The organism is Paraburkholderia sp. GAS33 (assembly GCF_050436645.1).
GTDB lineage: Bacteria > Pseudomonadota > Gammaproteobacteria > Burkholderiales > Burkholderiaceae > Paraburkholderia > Paraburkholderia phenazinium_B.
The window spans coordinates 580,309-596,652 of the sequence record NZ_JBNDMP010000004.1 but is presented as its reverse complement, the minus strand read 5'-3'; the positions used below and the strand labels follow the sequence as shown (position 1 = coordinate 596,652).

Genomic DNA, 16,344 nt, shown 5'->3' with positions numbered 1-16,344 from the left:
CTGGGAAGGCGAGGCCTTACTGGGAAACGGTTTGATTCCAGTTGCCGTTACCGGCGGGGTACTGTCGCCGCAGTTCAGGCGGCGTGTACATCTCGTCATCTGCCGGGTAAGCGGGCGGGCGGCCCACGACGACGACCTGCTGCGCCGAGGCCTGAGCGGGCGGCCGAGGGACGTAGCCGGACTGCGCGTAAGCCGGTTGGTACTGCGCAGGCGCGTACTGGTTAGGCGGAACGGTTCGAGACGGTGGCGGGGGCGGCGGCGTGTATTGCCGTCCGACGTACCCGCCTGGCTGCTGATACTCTGTCGATACCTGGTTATAGGCCGGCGCCGCCGCGTATTGCTGGGGCTGTCGACTCTGATATTGGCGAGGTTGCGGGTTCTGCGCCGCCTGAGTTCCTTGCTCTGCGGCGTATTGCGATTCCTCATCGGTCTGCCGATACTGCGGCGCCGCCCGCTGGGTGTTCTGCGCATCGCGGCCCGGCGTCACCTGCGCGTCGTCGTCATTGTCGGATTTGGATTCGGGCAATGACGTCACGGCTTGCGTCGGAATCAGGATCGGCGGCTCGGACTCGGCACCAAACAGCTTCGGTGGCGTGGTCCGGGTAGAAACCTGCTTCAGGGATGCAGTTTCCACTTCAGCCCGCTTGGGCGGCGTGACCTGCACCGAAGCCTGCTTCAACGGCACGACCGGTACAGAGACCCGTCTCGCCGGCACAGACTCGACTTGCGCATAAACGTGTTTCTGCGGTACGGGCGCCACCTGCGCGGGAACGCGCTTGAGCGGCACAGGCGCAGCCTGTGCAACGACCTGCCTGGACTGCGTGGCCCGCGCGGCGACAACCCGCTTCGGCGATGTGACCGGCGCGGGTACCTGCTTCGTCGATGCGGCCGGCACGGATACTTGCTTCAACGGCGCGGCTTGCGCCACGGGGCGCCTTGGCGGCGCAACCCGTTCGGCAACTGGTTTCGGCGTTGCGGGGGGCAGGGGCGCCGCGGCAAGCTGCTTCTGCGGATGCTTTACCTCGTCGCCCAAAGTCGCATAGGATTTCGAGTCTTCCCTGGCGCGCGCGTTGTAGCCGATGAAATACGCGTAGCGCAGGTCTTTCAGTCGGGCCTGATTGTCGGCATCGGCAGAGACGCGTTCTTCGCCGGGATCGAGGGATGCGTCGACGGTCGAGTCTTCGTAGGCTGAAGCTGCAGCATCAGCGGCACGGGCGGATTCGGGATGCAGCGCGCCCACGGAAGACATCAGCGCGGCGGCCACCGCGACGAGCACTTTTTTTTCCATACTTTCACCTCGGGATTCCGTGCGACAGTCCGCGTGGGATTCTCCAATCTCCGGACCGGACCTTCAGTCGCCCTTCCGGGATATCGACTCTTTTTAGCATGTCCTGAAGGGCCCAGGATAATGTTTCCGGGTATAACCCAGGCGAAAGACTATATGTATGCCGAACGATCGTAGCCGTACGAGGTCGTGGGTCGGGAATTTTTGCCTGGTCAGTGGCAACGCTCGCAGGGGGCAACCGTGGCGGTTGATATTACATTGTAAGAAATGCTTTGCGTTGGCGGGGAAACAGAGACGAGCGGCTTTTCTTCATGGAGACTTTTCAACGGAGATATGAGCGATGACCTCGAAAAACATCCGTAGAGAAAATGAGGTATGCCAAACTCAGTGCGACGAAACGTACGTCGCGTTCTCGAACGCAGCAGGAATGGCGAAGCTCTCGCGCATACGCTTCGTTTCCGCCGCCGGCGTCAGGCCAAAAAGCCGCTTGAACTCTCTGCTGAACTGGGACGGGCTCGTGTAACCCACCGCGTGGCTTGCCGCCTCCGCGGTCAGTTCCTGGCGGACCATCAACAGGCGGGCCTGATGCAGGCGCGTCGACTTGACGTACTGCATCGGTGAAACCTGCGTGATCGACTTGAAGTGGCTGTGGAAGCTGGGAACGCTCATTCCCGCTTCCTCAGCCAGTTGCATCACGTCCAGCGGCTGCGCATAGCCGGCGTGGATGAGGCGTAGCGATCTGCCTATCCGCCCGAACTGTCCTCTCATCGCCAAAGCCTCGCGCATCGAGCTCCCTTGCGCTCCGGTTAGCACGCGGAAATACAGTTCGCGCAGTAAGCCCGGGCCCAGTACCGCGGCTTCGAGCGGTCGCTGCATCGCCTCGAGGAAGCGCAACACGGACGCCTGCATCGTGTCATCCATCGGCGTCGACATCATGCTCTGGGGCGCTTGTACGTGCTCGGTTGCGCCGTCACGGTCGATCTGTACCGCCAGGTCGGCGGCCAATGTGAAATCGAGGTGAAGGTACAGCGCGAGCAACGGGCGCTCCTCGGTTGCGTCGGTTTCCATGCTGAACGGAACCGGCACGGACACGGCCAGATAGTGATGCTCGTCGTACAGATAGAGCTGGTCGCCGAAATAACCGCGCTTGCGACCCTGACAAACGATCACGATGCCAGGGTCGTAGAGAACCGGCGTGCGCGACAACGGCCGGTTTGAGCGCAGGATGCGAACGCTCGGCAGCGCCGTGAGGTTGTAGCCCTCATCGGGCGCCAACGCGTGGAGCAACGCAATCATGCGTTTTTGGTTTCCCGAGGAGAGGTCGGGATCGGGGGTAGAGGCCCGCCTGGCGTTCATAGTTTTAGGCAATAAAAATAGCGGAATCTGGCTTAGATAGCTTCATCCTTCAGACTAGTATGCACTTTCCAGTCAACATTCGGGAGAAGCTTCAATGGCATCCAGCAAAATTCTGCTCATCACGGGCGTCAGCAGCGGCTTCGGCCGTGCGCTCGCACAGGAGGCATTAGCGGCGGGGTACAAGGTCGTCGGTACCGTGAGAAGTGCGCAGGCAAAGCGTGATTTCGAGTCGCTGTCTGCGGACGCGGCTTTCGGACGTGTACTTGACGTAACCGACTTCGATGCTATCGACGGCATCGTGGCCGAAATCGAGGCGAGCGTCGGACCGGTGGACGTCCTGGTCAACAATGCCGGCTATGGCCACGAAGGCGTTATGGAAGAATCGCCTTTGTCCGAGATGCGCAGACAGTTCGATGTGAATGTGTTCGGCGCTGTCGCCATGATAAAAGCCGTGCTGCCCTTGATGCGTGAGCGCAGACGTGGCCACATTCTGAATATCACGTCGATGGGCGGCTATATCACCATGCCAGGGATTACTTATTACTGCGGAAGCAAATTCGCGCTGGAGGGCATCTCCGAGGCGCTTGGCAAAGAGGTCAAGCCTTTCGGCATCGCCGTGACAGCCGTCGCGCCAGGCTCGTTCCGCACCGACTGGGCGGGGCGTTCGATGACGCGAACGCCCCGTTCGATTGCGGATTACGACCAGGTCTTCGATCCCATCCGCAAAGCGCGCGAGGAGAAGAGCGGCAAGCAATTGGGCGATCCGCAAAAGGCCGCACGCGCGATGCTCGCCGCAATCGCCGCGGATTGCCCTCCTACGCATCTCCTGCTCGGTAGCGATGCGCTCGGGCTCGTGAGGGACAAGTTGTCCGCGTTGGAGAGTGAGATCCGGGAATGGGAGGCGGTCACGGTGTCGACGGACGGCTGAACCGACTCACCCCATCGACGCAATCGCTTCGAACAGTGCGAGGTTCAGGAGCTTGAGCTCGTCGCTGGTCGGAACGGGCTGTGACGAGAATTTGGCGATCACCGTCTCGCGCAGCGGATCGACATACAGCCACTGGCCATGAATGCCGATCGCAAAGCACGCTCCGCTGGCGTTGCCGACCTGATACCACTTGTTGCGATACTTGCCGTTCGGCAGCCAGCTTGAGAACTTTCCTTGTCGCCATGCCTCTGTGCTGCCGCCCGTAAGCGTATCGGTCATCCAGTCCGCCGATATCAGCCTGCGCCCGTTGACCGTACCGCCGAGACGCACCAGTTCGCCGATTCTCGCCAGATCGCGCGCGGTCATGCACAAGCCGCCGCCTGAGCGCGCTGTGCCCGCGATGTCCACGGTGACGCAACCGTCTTGCTGCAACCCCAGCGGTTGCCAGAGACGCGTGGCCGCGAAGTCGGCGTAGCGCTGTCCCGAGGCGCGCTCGATCACGAGGCCGAGCACATCCGAGTTGGGCGAGCAGTAGTGGAACGGACCACCATGCTCGCCCGCACCTTTGGTCAGGGAAGCGAGCAGGTCGAGCACCGTCTCCGGCGGCTCGCCTTCGCGGCGCGGGTCCAGCAGGCCGGCCCGCCGATAGCGCGCGTAGATGCCGTTCGGATCGAGATAGTCCTCGTTGAACGCGAGGCTGGTTCGCATATCCAGCACGTGCCTGACGCTGGCGTCGCCGAAGGCCGAACACGCGAGTTCGGGCACGTATTGCGCCACTGGCGCGTCGGGGTCCAGCAGAGCATCGCCGACCAGCATGCCGGCGAGCAGTCCCGCGACCGACTTGCTGGCCGAGAACAGAATATGGCGGCTTTGCAGCGTAAAGTTAGGCGCATGAAAATCGGCGACGAAACGTCCGGCTCGCATCACCGTGAGGGCATCGGTCGAGGTCCGCTGCAGGATCGACGCGATCGTGTGGTGTTCGCCGCGGACCACGAGTGCGTGTTCGGTCAGCGCGTCGGCATTGACCTTGGGTTCTTCGGCAAGACCCGGTGTGGCTGGAATTCGCGCTGTCGGGATGATTTCGTGGACATGGCGAAAGGCCCAGACATTCCATGGTGCTTCTCGCCAGTTGTCGTGCCGGACACTGTCCCGGCGAAAGCCGTAAGCGTTTTCAAAGTGCGACGGGATCATTTTGACTGCAGACTCCTATGGCGTGCGAGCGTGAAGTGCAAGGCCATCAATGAACATGTTGAAGAAACTCGCGGAAGCGTTCCCCCGGCGGCGTGGACAGCATTTCCAAGGGGTTGCCGTCGTGCACAACGCGGCCGCCTTCCATGAAGAGCAGGCGCGAGCCCACGCGCTGCGCGAAGCCCATCTCATGCGTGACGACGACCATGGTCATGCCCTCACCGGCGAGCGTCTGCATGACCTTGAGAACTTCCTGACGCAGTTCCGGATCGAGTGCCGAAGTCGGTTCGTCGAATAGCATCAGCTTTGGCCGGACGGCGAGTGCCCGCGCGATCGCCACGCGTTGCTGCTGACCGCCTGAAAGCTGCGACGGATAGTGATGCATGCGTTCGGAAAGACCTACTTTGTGCAGCAGCGCGGCGGCGATCTCGCGCGCTTCGGCCTTGCGTTGACCGCGAGCCCGGATCGGTCCGAACATGACGTTCTGCATCGCCGTCAGGTTCGGAAACAGATTGAACTGCTGAAACACCATGCCCGCTTCGAGTCTGATGCGCCTGACGTCGCGTGCGGAGCCTAGCACGCTGATGTTGTCGACGAGCAGGTTGCCGGAACTGATGGTTTCCAGTCCGTTGATGCAGCGGAGCATGGTCGATTTGCCGGAGCCGGAAGGCCCGACGATGACGGCGACTTCGCCAGCCGAGATCGCGAGATCGAGCGGCTGCAGAACGACATGCTGGCCGAATCGTTTGGAGGCCTGCTGAAATTCGATCATGCTCATGGCAAACGTACTCTCCGTTCGAGCACTCGCAGACCCAGCGCAAGCAGGCTGATCACGAGCAGATAGATGATCGCCACTGCGGTCCAGATTTCCACGGCCCGAAAGTTCTCGGCCATGATTTCCTGTCCCCGGCGGGTCAGTTCACCGACGCCGATGACGAGAAAGATCGAGGTGTCCTTGACCAGGTTGACGAACTGGTTTCCCATCGCCGGTAGTGCGCGCCTGAACGCGATGGGTGTGATGACATGCGCCAGCACGGTATGAAAACGAAGGCCCATCGCGAGGCCCGCCTCGCGCAATCCACCTGGAACACCGTCGAGCGCGCCCCGGATGATTTCCGCGTTATACGCGCCAGAATTGACGATCAAGGTGATGATGGCGGCGCTGGTGGCGCTAATGCGTATATTCATCATGATCGGCAGCGCGAAGTAGACGAACATCACCTGGACCACGATAGGCGTGCCGCGGATCAGGGCCACGTAGACCTGCGCCGGCAACGCTGCGAGCCGGCTGCCGTAAGTCAGCGTCACGCCTGCCAGAACCCCGAGCGCGATGCCTCCGAGCAGCCCGGCCAGAGCGATCAGGAGCGTGAGCCGAAGACCCAGCAAGAGGTCCGGCAGTGCGGCAACGACAGCCGCCCAATCAAAGCTCATGACGACGCCTCGCCGAACCATTTCTGGTTGAGCGCCTGAAGCCGGCCGTCTGCCTTCATGGCGGCGAGTTGGAGGTTGACCGCTGCGACCAGTGGGCTGCCCTTCTGGAAGCCCATGCCGACATCGAGCCCCTCGAGAGGCGGCACGATCACTCTGACCTTGTTCTTCCCGGCGGTGTTGGCGTAGTAAAGCAACAGGGGCTTATCGTAGACGACCGCATCGGTGCGGCCGGCTTCCAGTGCCAGCAGCGCATTGTTGATACTCGGCAATTGCTCGAGCGTAGCGTCCTTGAAGTGATCCTTGACGTAGCCGACCGCGACCGTACCCGTTTCGGTGCCGATGTGTTTGCCATCGAGATCGGCCGGGGTGTGGATGGTGGTGTTGTCGATGCGCGTCAGCGCAATCAGGCCGCTTTTATAGTACGGCGTGGAAAAGTCGATAACCTGCTGGCGCTCGGGTTTGATAAAAAGCTGCGAGACGATCACGTCGAGGTTGTGCGTCTGAAGTGCCGGGATCAGCGCGCCGAACTCCATCGGTTGGAGGCGCCATTTACGGTTCATGCCCTTGGCAACTTCGCTCCAGACCTCGACGTCAAAGCCGGAGTAACTGTCGCCCTGCTTGAACGCGAACGGCGGGGCGCCCACGTTGGAACCGACCACCAGTTCGGCGTCGGCCGCCTGAATGGCACGGGATAACAGGATGGCGGGGCCGGCCGCAAGGCCGAGTTGCAGCAGTTGACGACGATTCATGGTGTTCTCCGAGGTAAATGATCGTGCGGATCTGCCGGTTTCAGCGGCGATCCCGCGTCTTGTTATGGCGTGCGTTGGTGTGCGTCGGTGTGTTGTGGCCCGGCTTCGCTGGGGTTGCCGGCGCCTTCCTGTGCGTGAACGGACTCGCGCGCGAGCGCGACAGTGAGTTCGATTTCAAGGAGACCGCCGCCCGGCAGGCCGGCGACGCCGAGTGCCGATCTTGCGTGCCGGCCGCTTTCGCCGAAGATTTCATGCAGCAGCGCGGAGGCTTCATCCATCACCTGGCTGTGGTTCACGAAGTCAGGCACGGCATTGACGAAGCCACGCAGGTACAGAATGCGTTCGACCGTGGTCGTGGACGGCAGCGCTGCCGCAAGCGCGCTCAGCGCGCGCAGCACGCAAGTCCGCGCCGCATGACGGATCAGCTCGGGCGGGGTGGTGCGATCGACTGGCCCGGCGATGATTTCGTCGCCGACGCGGCTGACCTGGCCGCTGACATAGGCGATACCGTCGTGGATCACCACGCCCACGTAGACGCCCCGCGGCGATGGCGGAGGCGGCAGAGTCATGCCCAGCTGCGCCAGCCGGTCCGCGATAACAGTCGTCATGACGCCCCCACGGCACGCGTCTCAAAGCGAACCGGGCCGCCGAGCCAGCAGCCGTCGGGGTGGCCGGACGCGGCACCGTCCTCGAAGCTGAAGCGCACCGAGATTTGCGACGGGCGTTTCATCGCGCGCCCCTGGCGGATCGTGATGGTCCGCGTGGACGCCTCGATCAGGCCATTGGCGAGCAGACCGAACGACAACGCGGAGGCAGCGATTCCGGTTGCCGCGTCCTCCGGATAGCCTGAGGCGCGCGGAAACTGCCGGGCATCGAAGATTTGCCGGCTGGTGTCGAAGCTCGCGTAGGGGTAGAGACCGGTGGAACCGATCCGCTCGCACAGCGCCTCGATTTTCTCGAAGCGCGGCCGAAGCGCGTCGAGATCGGCCGGGCTGGCAAGTGGAATCAGCGTTTTGACGCGACTGGTGCAGGCGTTCTGGATCGGCAGCGGCGCGAGTTGTGCCTCGGTGATGTCGAGCGCGTCGAGTATCTCGTCGCGGCTGAGTTGCGCCTGCGGCAATGGTTCGACCCGGCCCATGGGTTGGGAGATTTCGACCGCGGCGCCCTCGGCCGTGTAATTCGTAATACGAATTCCGACCTGGCCGCTGCGGGTCTGGACGGTTAGCCGGTCACGTTGTAAGCGCCCGGTTTGATGGAGCAGCCAGACTGCGCCGACCGTGGCGTGGCCGCACATCGACATCTCATGATTCGGGACCCAGAAGCGAAACTCGTAGTCGCAGCCGGAGCCGGGCGGCGCCGGCAGGACGAAGCCGCTTTCGTGGCCATAGCGCCGCGCCACCTCCTGCATTTGCGTGTCGGACATGCCGGCTGCGTCGACCACGATAGGCGCCGGGTTGCCACCGCCGGGGCCGGCGGCGAATACGCTGACGAGTTCGACCTGATGACGTGAAGACATGACGGCGTGAGCCCCGCTGACCGGGGGATGTGTTTCCATCCGGTCAATTTACGGGGATCGACGCCAGGCCGCGCGTTCGAACGGGCCTTACCTTTTGACCGAACGGGCCATCGTCGCGCGCAGATCGGACGGCGAATGGTCGCCGATGCGGCGCATCGCGCGCGCGAGGGCCGCGCCGCTTTCAAAGCCGACCCGGAATGCCACTTCGCCGATCGGCAGGTCCGTGTCGGTAAGCAGGCGACAGGCGTTTTCGTACCGCTTGCGCTGCTGGAATTCGCCGATCGAGAGTCCGGTGCCTTCGCGGAACAGACGCGTAATGTGTCGGCGGGAAATGCCGAAGCGCTCTTCGAGCGCGTCGAGCGGAATATCCTGGTCCGCGTGGCGAGTCACGAAGGCTTCGAGGTCGGCGACGAGTGCCATGCCATGCTCGCGCGGTGAGGTCCCCGGCTCTGTTTTTCCAGAAATGACTTCGCCGATGCACTGCATCAGCAAGGCCGCCGACAGGGCCTGGCGCGTGGCCGCGCCGCCATAGGCTCCCATGTCGTTGCGCAACGACAGGTCTTGCAACGCACGAATCGCTGCGGTCCGGCGCACGAGGATGGGAGTGCGCGTGCGACGGCGGAATTCGCCAAGCGAGCCGACCCCGGTATCGAGCTTGCGCAACGCGTCGCCAGTGACGTAGACGGCGACGTGCGTGTGAGTGGCGCATCCGGCGCGGGTCTGGTGGGCCTGCCCCTGGGGTACGACTGCGAAGCGATCCTGCGACAGCCAGGTGCCCGCGCGGCGATCTTCGTGGCATAACTCGACGGCGCCGTGACTCGGCAGGATGAACATCAGGCAGTCGTGCCAGTGCCATGGCATCGCGTAGGTGCCGCTGCCGGTGAGCGTCGCGTGTCCGTCATCGGCGGCGACTAGCAGGGCCTTGTTGGCGGGCTGACAGAGCTGGGTGAACGTTCGTAGCATGGCTGTACTCCATGCGATTCAGAAGAGTTTCATATCTTGACCGGGTTGCGGCTGAAGCGCGTTGTGCGGCGCGGAATCGCGAAAGGCCGGACGGGCTGGCATCTAAGGGATGTTGGGCAGGATAGCACCGCAAAATACGGCTGGGTGAATACCTACCCGCGCCCCGCGTTGCCGCAAGATGACCTTCGAAAACAATGGCGCCTGGATTCAGGCGGGGCAGTTGGCCTGGTTCGGCCGTTCACTGGCAGTCACAGCACCATGCCACCGTCGATGGTGAGGCTGGAGCCCGTCATATAGCCTGACTCCTTGCTGGCGAGGTACGCAACCAGACCGGCAATCTCGTCGGGATCTGCCGCGCGTTTGAGTGGAATGAGCGGCTTGATCCTCTCGATATGATCGACTGTCATATCCGTAACCGTAGGCCCGGGCTGAATATTGTTGACCGTGATGCCACGGCCTGCGAGGTCGATGGCGATGCCTTTCACCATGACTGCAACTGCAGCCTTCGTCATCGAGTAGACGCTCGAACCCGGATGCCCGCTTCGTACCGCAGTGTTGCTGCCGATCGTAATGATCCGGCCACCGTCAGCGAGACGCGCAGCCGCAGCCTGGATGGAGAGGAAGACGCCACGCACGTTGACGTTCAGCATCCGGTCAAGATTTTCCACGCTCACCGTCGCAACGTCGCCAAGCAACAGGATGCCTGCGTTGACAACTGCAATGTCCAGTCTCCCAAAGCGATCCACGGCCTGCGCGACAGCCGCCTCGATCGCTGCCGGATCAGCACTGTCTGCCTCGATGGCAAGGCCGGTCCGTCCGGCGGCCTCTATCGCCCCAACCGTTTCTGCCGCTCGCTCCGGCGCCGACACGTAGGTCACCGCTACATTGGCCCCGTCGTTTGCCAGGCGCCTTGCTGCCGCCGCACCAATGCCTCGCGAACCGCCAAAGACAATGGCAACCTTTCCCGTAAGTTTGCGATTCTCGTTCAATTCTGTCTCCGTTTTTGACAGATCAGTCCATAAATTGGCGCGCGGAAACTGCGCCAGTTTTTTCTTTACCTAGCGCGATTTAAGGCGGTTGATTGCAAATCTGGCCAGCATGCGCAGGCTCTTCGCGTCGCCGCCCGCGCGGGCGCCGAGTTGAATGCCTTGCATCGTCATCTGTAGAAAGGCGGCGGCTTCGCGGGCGTCGATGGCGGGATCGACTTCTCCGCAAGTCTGTCCCTCACGGATGCGTTCAGCCAGGCGCCTGGAAAGCTTGGGTCCCACTTTGCTCCGGAGCATCACAAGCTCCGGATCTGCAGCCCCAAATTCACCGACAGCGCCGACACCCATACACCCAAGTGCGCGAATGTTCTCGTCCTCGGCGATGAGGCCAAGCAAAAGCGCTTCCATACCGCCTACCGGCGATGCTGCGCCGTTCAAACGCTCCAGGTGGCCCGTGGTGCTTTCCCGTTGATAGCGTTCCAGGGCTTCCAGGTAGAGTTTTCGTTTGTCGCCGAATGCGTTGTAGAGGCTCTGTCGCCCGATTTCCATCGCAGCGAGCAGGTCCTCAGTTGAGGTCGAGGCGTAGCCTTTCGCCCAGAACACGCGCGTAGCGCGGTCCAGTGCCTCTTCCCGATCGAACTCTCTAGGTCTAGCCATGAGCCGAGATTATTTGTTCTGGATCAATCTGTCAATAACTATCCAAGGCGAGTGGCATCGCGGACGAAGGTGAGGGCGCTGCGGGCATTGTTCAGCGTGTGGTCCTCACCGTGATCGAATTCCTACGCGGGTAAGAGTCCAGCCTCCCGATAGCTCTCGATCAAGGCATCAAAGAGTTTGATATCGGAACGGCCTCGCGCCATCAGTTGTGCGCCTGAGACTGCGGCAAATATGGCGCGGGCCCGCTTCTTGGCGTCTCTGGAGCTGACAATTCTCGCTGCCACAAGCATCTTTCCAAGCCACGCAACATTGACCTCAACAAAGGCCTGGACCTCCTTCTGCACGACCTCGGGCAAATCGTCATATTCAGCGGTCATGAAACTGGCCAGACACATGCGGTTGTCGTTCTCCAGCGCCTCGCGAAACGTCCCCGGGTATCTGCGCAAACAGTCAGCCGCATCTGCAGTCGTGGCCGATAACGCTTCCAGCGCCGCCGCAGCATCTTCCCAGTAACGCCTGGCGACGGCGGCGGCCAGGTCGGCCTTGCTCGGGAAATGGTGGTACAGGCTTGCAGCCTTGATACCCACTTCCTGCGCAAGGGTACGGAGGTTTAATCCACCATAGCCGTGCGCCTGCGCGATCTTCGTCGCGACAGCCAGGATCTTGTCACTGGAACTGGTGCTTGCCTGGTTCGCCACGAATCTCCCCTCATTGAACATGAACCACCCCGCAATTACAGAGGTGGCTTAGCTTAGGTTGCAGGCCTCACGACAGCAGTATTGCTGAGTTGCCGACAGTAGTTTGCCTCAGCTTCTGCGGATGGGGTAGGGGCGCGTGATTCCATCAGTCCGCGATGACCGCCGCGCTTGCCGTTGCCAGAGCCTCCGCCCATTCCTTGCGGTTCAAAGAGTGTTGACGAGACGAAGTATAACGCCCAATCTTCTAACTAACAAACGTTCGGTAGTCTAAAAACCTGGCCTTGTTCGCTACTTATCCAGGCTGCCGATCGGAGTGCAACTGGTCTCGCCGTGGATGGCGGAATCTACGCTTCTGCATCTGGCTTCGCTGCTGGAAAGCGTGAGCCCGGTCCGCAATCTACGTCCGGACTTGTCCGGCATGTAATTCAGGTCAAGCGGATCGAGAAGACCTAAGCCGGCGCCGATGAATTCTGTTTCGAACAGGAAGCGATCGGCGTCCACCATTCATCGCAATGAGCGGGCGAATTCAATGTGCATCGGGCGGCGGAGCGGTATTAGCGACCGGTTGCGTGAAAAACGCACTGATGAGCCCCACGCAGAAGCACAACGCGACGGCAAGAAAGGCGTCGGCGAATGTCAATGTGAGCGCCTCCCGCATCAAGAGCGCATACAACTCACCTAGTCCTGCATTGGCAGCGTTCAGCGTATCGCCCGCCACTTCGGAGATGTGACCGGTCTTGCTTTGCAAAAACGCTCCGACAACCGGACGTCCGATGCTGACATGTTCTGCAAGCCGTTCATAGTGGAAGTTCAGGCGATCGTTGAGCATGGTGCTCGCCACCGCAATGCCGATCGCGCCACCGAGATTGCGCATCAGATTGAACAGGCCGCTCGCGGATCTCAGCCGGGAAGCCGGCAGCGAACCCAGGGCCATGATGACAATGGGTGGAATGGCGAGTTGCTGGCCAAAGCCTCGCAGCGCTTGCGGAAGCAGCAACTGCTGCCAGCCCCAGTCGCTTGTCAGGGGCTCGTAGAGGTAGCAGCCGAGGCCGAACATCGTCAGTCCCAGTATCAACAGGTAGCGCATGTTGATGTGCCGCGCGAACACGGTATAGGCGATCATGCCGAGCAACTGGAAGCATCCCACCGACAGTAGTGCCACTCCCGTCTGGAGCGAATCGAAACCTCGTACCCGCGCGAGAAAAACCGGTGTTAGATACACCGTGCAAAAGATGCCGATGCCGATGATGAACGACAGCACGCTGCAGATCCCGAAGTTGCGCACGGCAAGTGCGCGCAGGTCGATGATCGGCTCGTCTGCTGTCAGTGCGTGCACGATAAACAGGAAGCCACTCACAACGCTGACCCACGTGCACAGGAGAATGGCCTCGTCACCGAGCCAGTTTTTGCGTGGCCCTTCTTCGAGCACGTATTCCAGGCAGGCAAGGCACGCCGACATCAACGTGATACCCACATAATCTCCTTTCTTCAGCAGCGACAGATTGGCATGATCGAAGTTGACGTACCGCGGCACGAAGAGCGTGACGATAATGCCAGGCACGACGTTCAGGTAAAACAGCCAGTGCCACGACCACTCGGATGTCACCCAACCGCCAATAACCGGCCCGATCGTCGGTGCGAGCGTCGAAAGCGCGCCAATCGTGGTGGCAGCAATAATTCTCTGCCTGGGTGGAAAGATCACGAATACCGTTGTGTAGACCGTTGGAATCATTGCAGCCCCCATCGCGCCCTGGAGACCGCGAAACAGGATCATCGAGTCGATATCCCACGCGAGCCCGCAAAGCATGCTGGTGATCGTGAATCCAAGCGCTGAAAAGGCGAAGACCCAGCGTGTCGAAAACACTCTCGTGAGCCACCCCGACATTGGAATGACGATGATTTCCGCAATCAGATAAGACGTCTGGACCCATGACAGTTCGTCCTGACTGGCCGAGAGCCCGCCTCCGATGTCCCGAAGTGATGACGCGACGATCTGAATGTCGAGCGTGGCCATGAAGAAGCCGAGACACATGATGCCGAAAGCGACGAGCTTCGTGCGCGCCGGCAAATCCATCGGATCCGGCAGTGGAGTGGCAGTAGAGGTATTCATGTTCGCGGGTACGGCTAGTCGTCGGTCAGATCGAACAGTTCACTCCGCAGCGCTCTTATTCGCTGGCTTCCAAAACGTTCTTCGAATTCGGCTTGCGCTGTAGCCCAATAGGGGCGGGCCTTTTTCAGACGCGTGACGCCTGCTTTCATCAGGGCTATGGTCGACTCGCGGCCGCCATCCCTTCGGCTCTCGAGGAGACCGTCACGCTGCATGGGTTTGAGCGCGCGCACGATGCTCGTGCGGTCCATGACCATGGCCATGGAGAGCTGGTGCATGGTCATGTCTCCATGCCTATGCAGACGGTCGAGGATGGAGTATTGCGTCGTCGTCAGGCCCACATTTGCAAGATGCTGACCGTAGATCTGAGAGATAAAGCGCGACGCCTGGCGCAGGGCAAAGCAATCGTCGTCGGGCAGGTTTTCCATTGATCGTGCGCCTTCAAAAGTGCATATGCATGCAATTGGGTAAAAATAAACGTGCATACGCACGTTTTGATGCCAAAAAAAAGCGGTGCAGCTAGCGTCCGCTCGCCCGCCGCGACCCGCCGATATTGCTGTTGGGTTGTGCGCCGTGTGTCAACAGGAACAGTTCACGACGAAGTGCTGTCGTGCGTTCCTTTCCAAACTTGCGTTCGACTTCGTCGTGTGCATTGCGCCACGCCATTTTCGCCTGCTCGTACACGTGTTTCCCATGCTCCGTCAGGGTCAGCAGATGAACCCTGGCATCATCTTCGTCGAGCTCGAATCTGATCAACCCTTCTCGTTCCAACGGTTTCAGCGCACGTGAAACCGTGGTCCGGTCCATCACCATTTCCGTTGCAAGGCTGGCAATCCTGACTTCGGACTGACTCGCGAGCTTGCCGAGAATCGTGAACTGGGCCGCTGTCACTCCAGCACACTGGAGATGCCGGTCATAGAGTTGAGTCATGTACCGCGCCGCCTGACGCATGGCGAAGCAATGACATTCATCGTGACGGAGTGAACGGTTCATGGGTGCAGTGTATCGATGCATATGCACATATTCAAGTATTTTTTTGGCGATTTCGTTCGCATCTTTATTAGGGGCGGTTCGACCGCCAACCCGTCTTTTATCTCCCACATCGCTCAACTTGATCGATTGAAGGCCTGCTATCTTGCGGCGCGCGCCGCCGATCGCCGTCAATCGGCGATTGGACTGGGCGAGGTCTGACGCGACAGGCACGGCCGGTTTGAGGCTTGCGATCTGGGGCAGGTTGTTCGCTTCACGCGGACTGGATGATCGGTGTAAATGATGCGTCCCAAAACGGAGCGACGTTCGTCGGCCCATCCAGCACACCGATATGCGCAAACACGTTTGCAACTTCCTGATGCCCTGAAATCACATCGGGCGTGACGGCCAGAAGCCCGAAATCGTCGCTACGTCTATTAAACATGGCCACCAGATCGTCGACCGGTACGCGTGTTTCTGCGCTTTGTGCACGGGCATAATCAATGAAGTGTGGATTTGCCCACGCATATGCATGCCGCAGCCGCACGAGCAGGTCACCGATCGCAGCGCGGCGGCGCGCATCGTCGAGTGCCCGCGGATTCGCGTAGATCGGGAAATTGCCCGACAGATACCCTTTACCTGTTGCCAGTTCGCGTGCGCCATAGCGGTTGCGTGCAAGTTGACCGTTATAGCCGTATATCGCCCAGGCGTCGATGTCCCCGCCGGCGAACGCGGGCAGGCCGTCCGCAGGCGCGAGGTTGATTGCGTGGATGTCGTCAAAGGACAAGCCCGCTTCGGTCAACTGCCGGTACAGGAAGTAGTGTGACGTGGTCGCACGCACATACCCGACGCGCTTTCCCTTCAGATCGGCGATCCGCTGGATAGGCGTGTCTTTGCGGGCGAGCGTCGCCTGGTTGTTGAGATCCTCGCGGGTACGTGCAATGAACTTCACGTTTGCATTCTGGCGCGCAGCGAATACTGCAGGAATTTCGCTGCCCGAACCGATATCGAGCGCGTCCGCGTTAATTGCCTCGATATGTAAGAGGCCATTGTTCAACTCGTGCCACTCGATGCGGTATGGCGTATCTGCAAGCCCGGAAGCGGCGAGCAGCGGCGTCCAGCCGCCTTTATAGGTGGCGACGCGCAATGTGACGCCGGCAAGCGCCTCGGCATTTGCCGGTGCGGCGGACGCGAACGCGAAGCGAGGCGTAAGCGGGACCGCCGCTAACGCCACGCCGAGCTTGAGCAAACGGCGGCGGGATGCCGACAGTGTGTACATCGAAGCGCTCCTTCGGAAACCGCCGTCGGCGCGAGATTTTTTTCTGTCCTCGGCGATCGGCGGGCCATTATAGGAAGCGTGGCTCGCGCAAGGCCAATATCGAATTGGAAGATCTAAATCGGTTCAGAGGTGAATTGCATAGGTTGAAAGAGCGGGGTGCTTGCTGTATCGCTTCTAGTGACGGGGCGGCGGGCATCGCTGATCATCGTCAGGCAATGACCGGCCACAAACG

Annotated in this window: 17 protein-coding genes; 1 reads left to right on the top strand and 16 read right to left on the bottom strand. The window is 61.0% G+C overall.

What is annotated here, in order from left to right; translation table 11 throughout:
* Positions 1-16: 16 nt before the first annotated feature.
* Together P3T24_RS16190 and P3T24_RS16185 are read right to left on the bottom strand one after the other, a co-directional pair.
* The gene (locus tag P3T24_RS16190; RefSeq protein WP_429436031.1) at positions 17-1,288 is read right to left on the bottom strand and encodes a hypothetical protein; all 1,272 of its coding nucleotides are present in this window, start codon (positions 1,286-1,288) and stop codon (positions 17-19) included.
* 381 nt (positions 1,289-1,669) lie between these two features.
* Positions 1,670-2,641: an AraC family transcriptional regulator gene (locus P3T24_RS16185; RefSeq protein ID WP_429436029.1), complete on the bottom strand. Its 972-nt coding sequence runs from the start codon at positions 2,639-2,641 to the stop codon at positions 1,670-1,672.
* Between the two features lie 94 nt (positions 2,642-2,735).
* Between P3T24_RS16185 and P3T24_RS16180 the strand changes: the two genes are divergently transcribed.
* Complete coding sequence (locus P3T24_RS16180) at positions 2,736-3,569, top strand: oxidoreductase (RefSeq protein ID WP_074265215.1); 834 nt, start codon at positions 2,736-2,738, stop codon at positions 3,567-3,569.
* A 6-nt stretch (positions 3,570-3,575) separates the two neighbouring features.
* Here the strand turns inward: P3T24_RS16180 and P3T24_RS16175 are convergent, their stop codons facing one another.
* The 14 genes from P3T24_RS16175 to P3T24_RS16110 form a co-directional block, all read right to left on the bottom strand.
* The gene (locus tag P3T24_RS16175; RefSeq protein WP_429436027.1) at positions 3,576-4,760 is read right to left on the bottom strand and encodes a serine hydrolase domain-containing protein; all 1,185 of its coding nucleotides are present in this window, start codon (positions 4,758-4,760) and stop codon (positions 3,576-3,578) included.
* A gap of 46 nt (positions 4,761-4,806) precedes the next feature.
* The gene (gene glnQ, locus P3T24_RS16170) at positions 4,807-5,535 is read right to left on the bottom strand and encodes a glutamine ABC transporter ATP-binding protein GlnQ (protein ID WP_429436025.1); all 729 of its coding nucleotides are present in this window, start codon (positions 5,533-5,535) and stop codon (positions 4,807-4,809) included.
* Entirely contained in the window at positions 5,532-6,188 is a 657-nt protein-coding gene (locus P3T24_RS16165; RefSeq protein WP_429436023.1) for an ABC transporter permease subunit, read from the bottom strand. Before P3T24_RS16165 ends, glnQ begins: the two co-directional genes overlap by 4 nt.
* Positions 6,185-6,937, bottom strand: coding sequence for a transporter substrate-binding domain-containing protein (locus P3T24_RS16160; protein WP_429436021.1), 753 nt, complete (start codon positions 6,935-6,937; stop codon positions 6,185-6,187). Before P3T24_RS16160 ends, P3T24_RS16165 begins: the two co-directional genes overlap by 4 nt.
* A gap of 62 nt (positions 6,938-6,999) precedes the next feature.
* A complete protein-coding gene (locus P3T24_RS16155; protein WP_429436018.1) occupies positions 7,000-7,545 on the bottom strand; it encodes a RidA family protein in 546 nt (181 codons plus the stop codon).
* Positions 7,542-8,453 carry a PhzF family phenazine biosynthesis protein gene (locus P3T24_RS16150; protein ID WP_429436015.1) on the bottom strand — a complete coding sequence of 304 codons (912 nt, stop codon included), beginning with the start codon at positions 8,451-8,453 and terminating at the stop codon, positions 7,542-7,544. Before P3T24_RS16150 ends, P3T24_RS16155 begins: the two co-directional genes overlap by 4 nt.
* An 87-nt stretch (positions 8,454-8,540) precedes the next feature.
* Positions 8,541-9,416, bottom strand: coding sequence for a helix-turn-helix domain-containing protein (locus P3T24_RS16145; protein ID WP_074265209.1), 876 nt, complete (start codon positions 9,414-9,416; stop codon positions 8,541-8,543).
* Positions 9,417-9,664: 248 nt separating this feature from the next.
* Positions 9,665-10,405 carry an SDR family NAD(P)-dependent oxidoreductase gene (locus P3T24_RS16140; protein WP_217272810.1) on the bottom strand — a complete coding sequence of 247 codons (741 nt, stop codon included), beginning with the start codon at positions 10,403-10,405 and terminating at the stop codon, positions 9,665-9,667.
* 69 nt (positions 10,406-10,474) lie between these two features.
* Positions 10,475-11,059, bottom strand: a complete 585-nt coding sequence (locus tag P3T24_RS16135; protein WP_429436013.1) for a TetR/AcrR family transcriptional regulator — start codon at positions 11,057-11,059, stop codon at positions 10,475-10,477.
* A 122-nt stretch (positions 11,060-11,181) separates the two neighbouring features.
* A complete protein-coding gene (locus P3T24_RS16130) occupies positions 11,182-11,757 on the bottom strand; it encodes a TetR/AcrR family transcriptional regulator (RefSeq protein WP_429436010.1) in 576 nt (191 codons plus the stop codon).
* 526 nt (positions 11,758-12,283) lie between these two features.
* On the bottom strand, positions 12,284-13,867 hold the full coding sequence (locus P3T24_RS16125) for a DHA2 family efflux MFS transporter permease subunit (RefSeq protein ID WP_429436007.1): 1,584 nt from the start codon (positions 13,865-13,867) through the stop codon (positions 12,284-12,286).
* A 14-nt stretch (positions 13,868-13,881) separates the two neighbouring features.
* The gene (locus P3T24_RS16120; protein WP_429436005.1) at positions 13,882-14,292 is read right to left on the bottom strand and encodes a MarR family winged helix-turn-helix transcriptional regulator; all 411 of its coding nucleotides are present in this window, start codon (positions 14,290-14,292) and stop codon (positions 13,882-13,884) included.
* A 91-nt stretch (positions 14,293-14,383) separates the two neighbouring features.
* A complete protein-coding gene (locus P3T24_RS16115; RefSeq protein WP_429436172.1) occupies positions 14,384-14,857 on the bottom strand; it encodes a MarR family winged helix-turn-helix transcriptional regulator in 474 nt (157 codons plus the stop codon).
* Positions 14,858-15,107: 250 nt separating this feature from the next.
* A complete protein-coding gene (locus P3T24_RS16110) occupies positions 15,108-16,112 on the bottom strand; it encodes an ABC transporter substrate-binding protein (protein WP_429436002.1) in 1,005 nt (334 codons plus the stop codon).
* Positions 16,113-16,344: the final 232 nt, after the last annotated feature.

What these genes read in the sequence shown, in the direction of transcription:
- P3T24_RS16110 (WP_429436002.1), bottom strand. Translation starts at nt 16,112, where the DNA reads ATGTACACACTGTCGGCATCCCGCCGCCGTTTGCTCAAGCTCGGCGTG.
- P3T24_RS16135 (WP_429436013.1), bottom strand. Translation starts at nt 11,059, where the DNA reads ATGGCTAGACCTAGAGAGTTCGATCGGGAAGAGGCACTGGACCGCGCT.
- P3T24_RS16115 (WP_429436172.1), bottom strand. Translation starts at nt 14,857, where the DNA reads ATGAACCGTTCACTCCGTCACGATGAATGTCATTGCTTCGCCATGCGT.
- P3T24_RS16120 (WP_429436005.1), bottom strand. Translation starts at nt 14,292, where the DNA reads ATGGAAAACCTGCCCGACGACGATTGCTTTGCCCTGCGCCAGGCGTCG.
- glnQ (WP_429436025.1), bottom strand. Translation starts at nt 5,535, where the DNA reads ATGAGCATGATCGAATTTCAGCAGGCCTCCAAACGATTCGGCCAGCAT.
- P3T24_RS16125 (WP_429436007.1), bottom strand. Translation starts at nt 13,867, where the DNA reads ATGAATACCTCTACTGCCACTCCACTGCCGGATCCGATGGATTTGCCG.
- P3T24_RS16150 (WP_429436015.1), bottom strand. Translation starts at nt 8,453, where the DNA reads ATGTCTTCACGTCATCAGGTCGAACTCGTCAGCGTATTCGCCGCCGGC.
- P3T24_RS16160 (WP_429436021.1), bottom strand. Translation starts at nt 6,937, where the DNA reads ATGAATCGTCGTCAACTGCTGCAACTCGGCCTTGCGGCCGGCCCCGCC.
- P3T24_RS16145 (WP_074265209.1), bottom strand. Translation starts at nt 9,416, where the DNA reads ATGCTACGAACGTTCACCCAGCTCTGTCAGCCCGCCAACAAGGCCCTG.
- P3T24_RS16180 (WP_074265215.1), top strand. Translation starts at nt 2,736, where the DNA reads ATGGCATCCAGCAAAATTCTGCTCATCACGGGCGTCAGCAGCGGCTTC.
- P3T24_RS16155 (WP_429436018.1), bottom strand. Translation starts at nt 7,545, where the DNA reads ATGACGACTGTTATCGCGGACCGGCTGGCGCAGCTGGGCATGACTCTG.
- P3T24_RS16175 (WP_429436027.1), bottom strand. Translation starts at nt 4,760, where the DNA reads ATGATCCCGTCGCACTTTGAAAACGCTTACGGCTTTCGCCGGGACAGT.
- P3T24_RS16185 (WP_429436029.1), bottom strand. Translation starts at nt 2,641, where the DNA reads ATGAACGCCAGGCGGGCCTCTACCCCCGATCCCGACCTCTCCTCGGGA.
- P3T24_RS16165 (WP_429436023.1), bottom strand. Translation starts at nt 6,188, where the DNA reads ATGAGCTTTGATTGGGCGGCTGTCGTTGCCGCACTGCCGGACCTCTTG.
- P3T24_RS16190 (WP_429436031.1), bottom strand. Translation starts at nt 1,288, where the DNA reads ATGGAAAAAAAAGTGCTCGTCGCGGTGGCCGCCGCGCTGATGTCTTCC.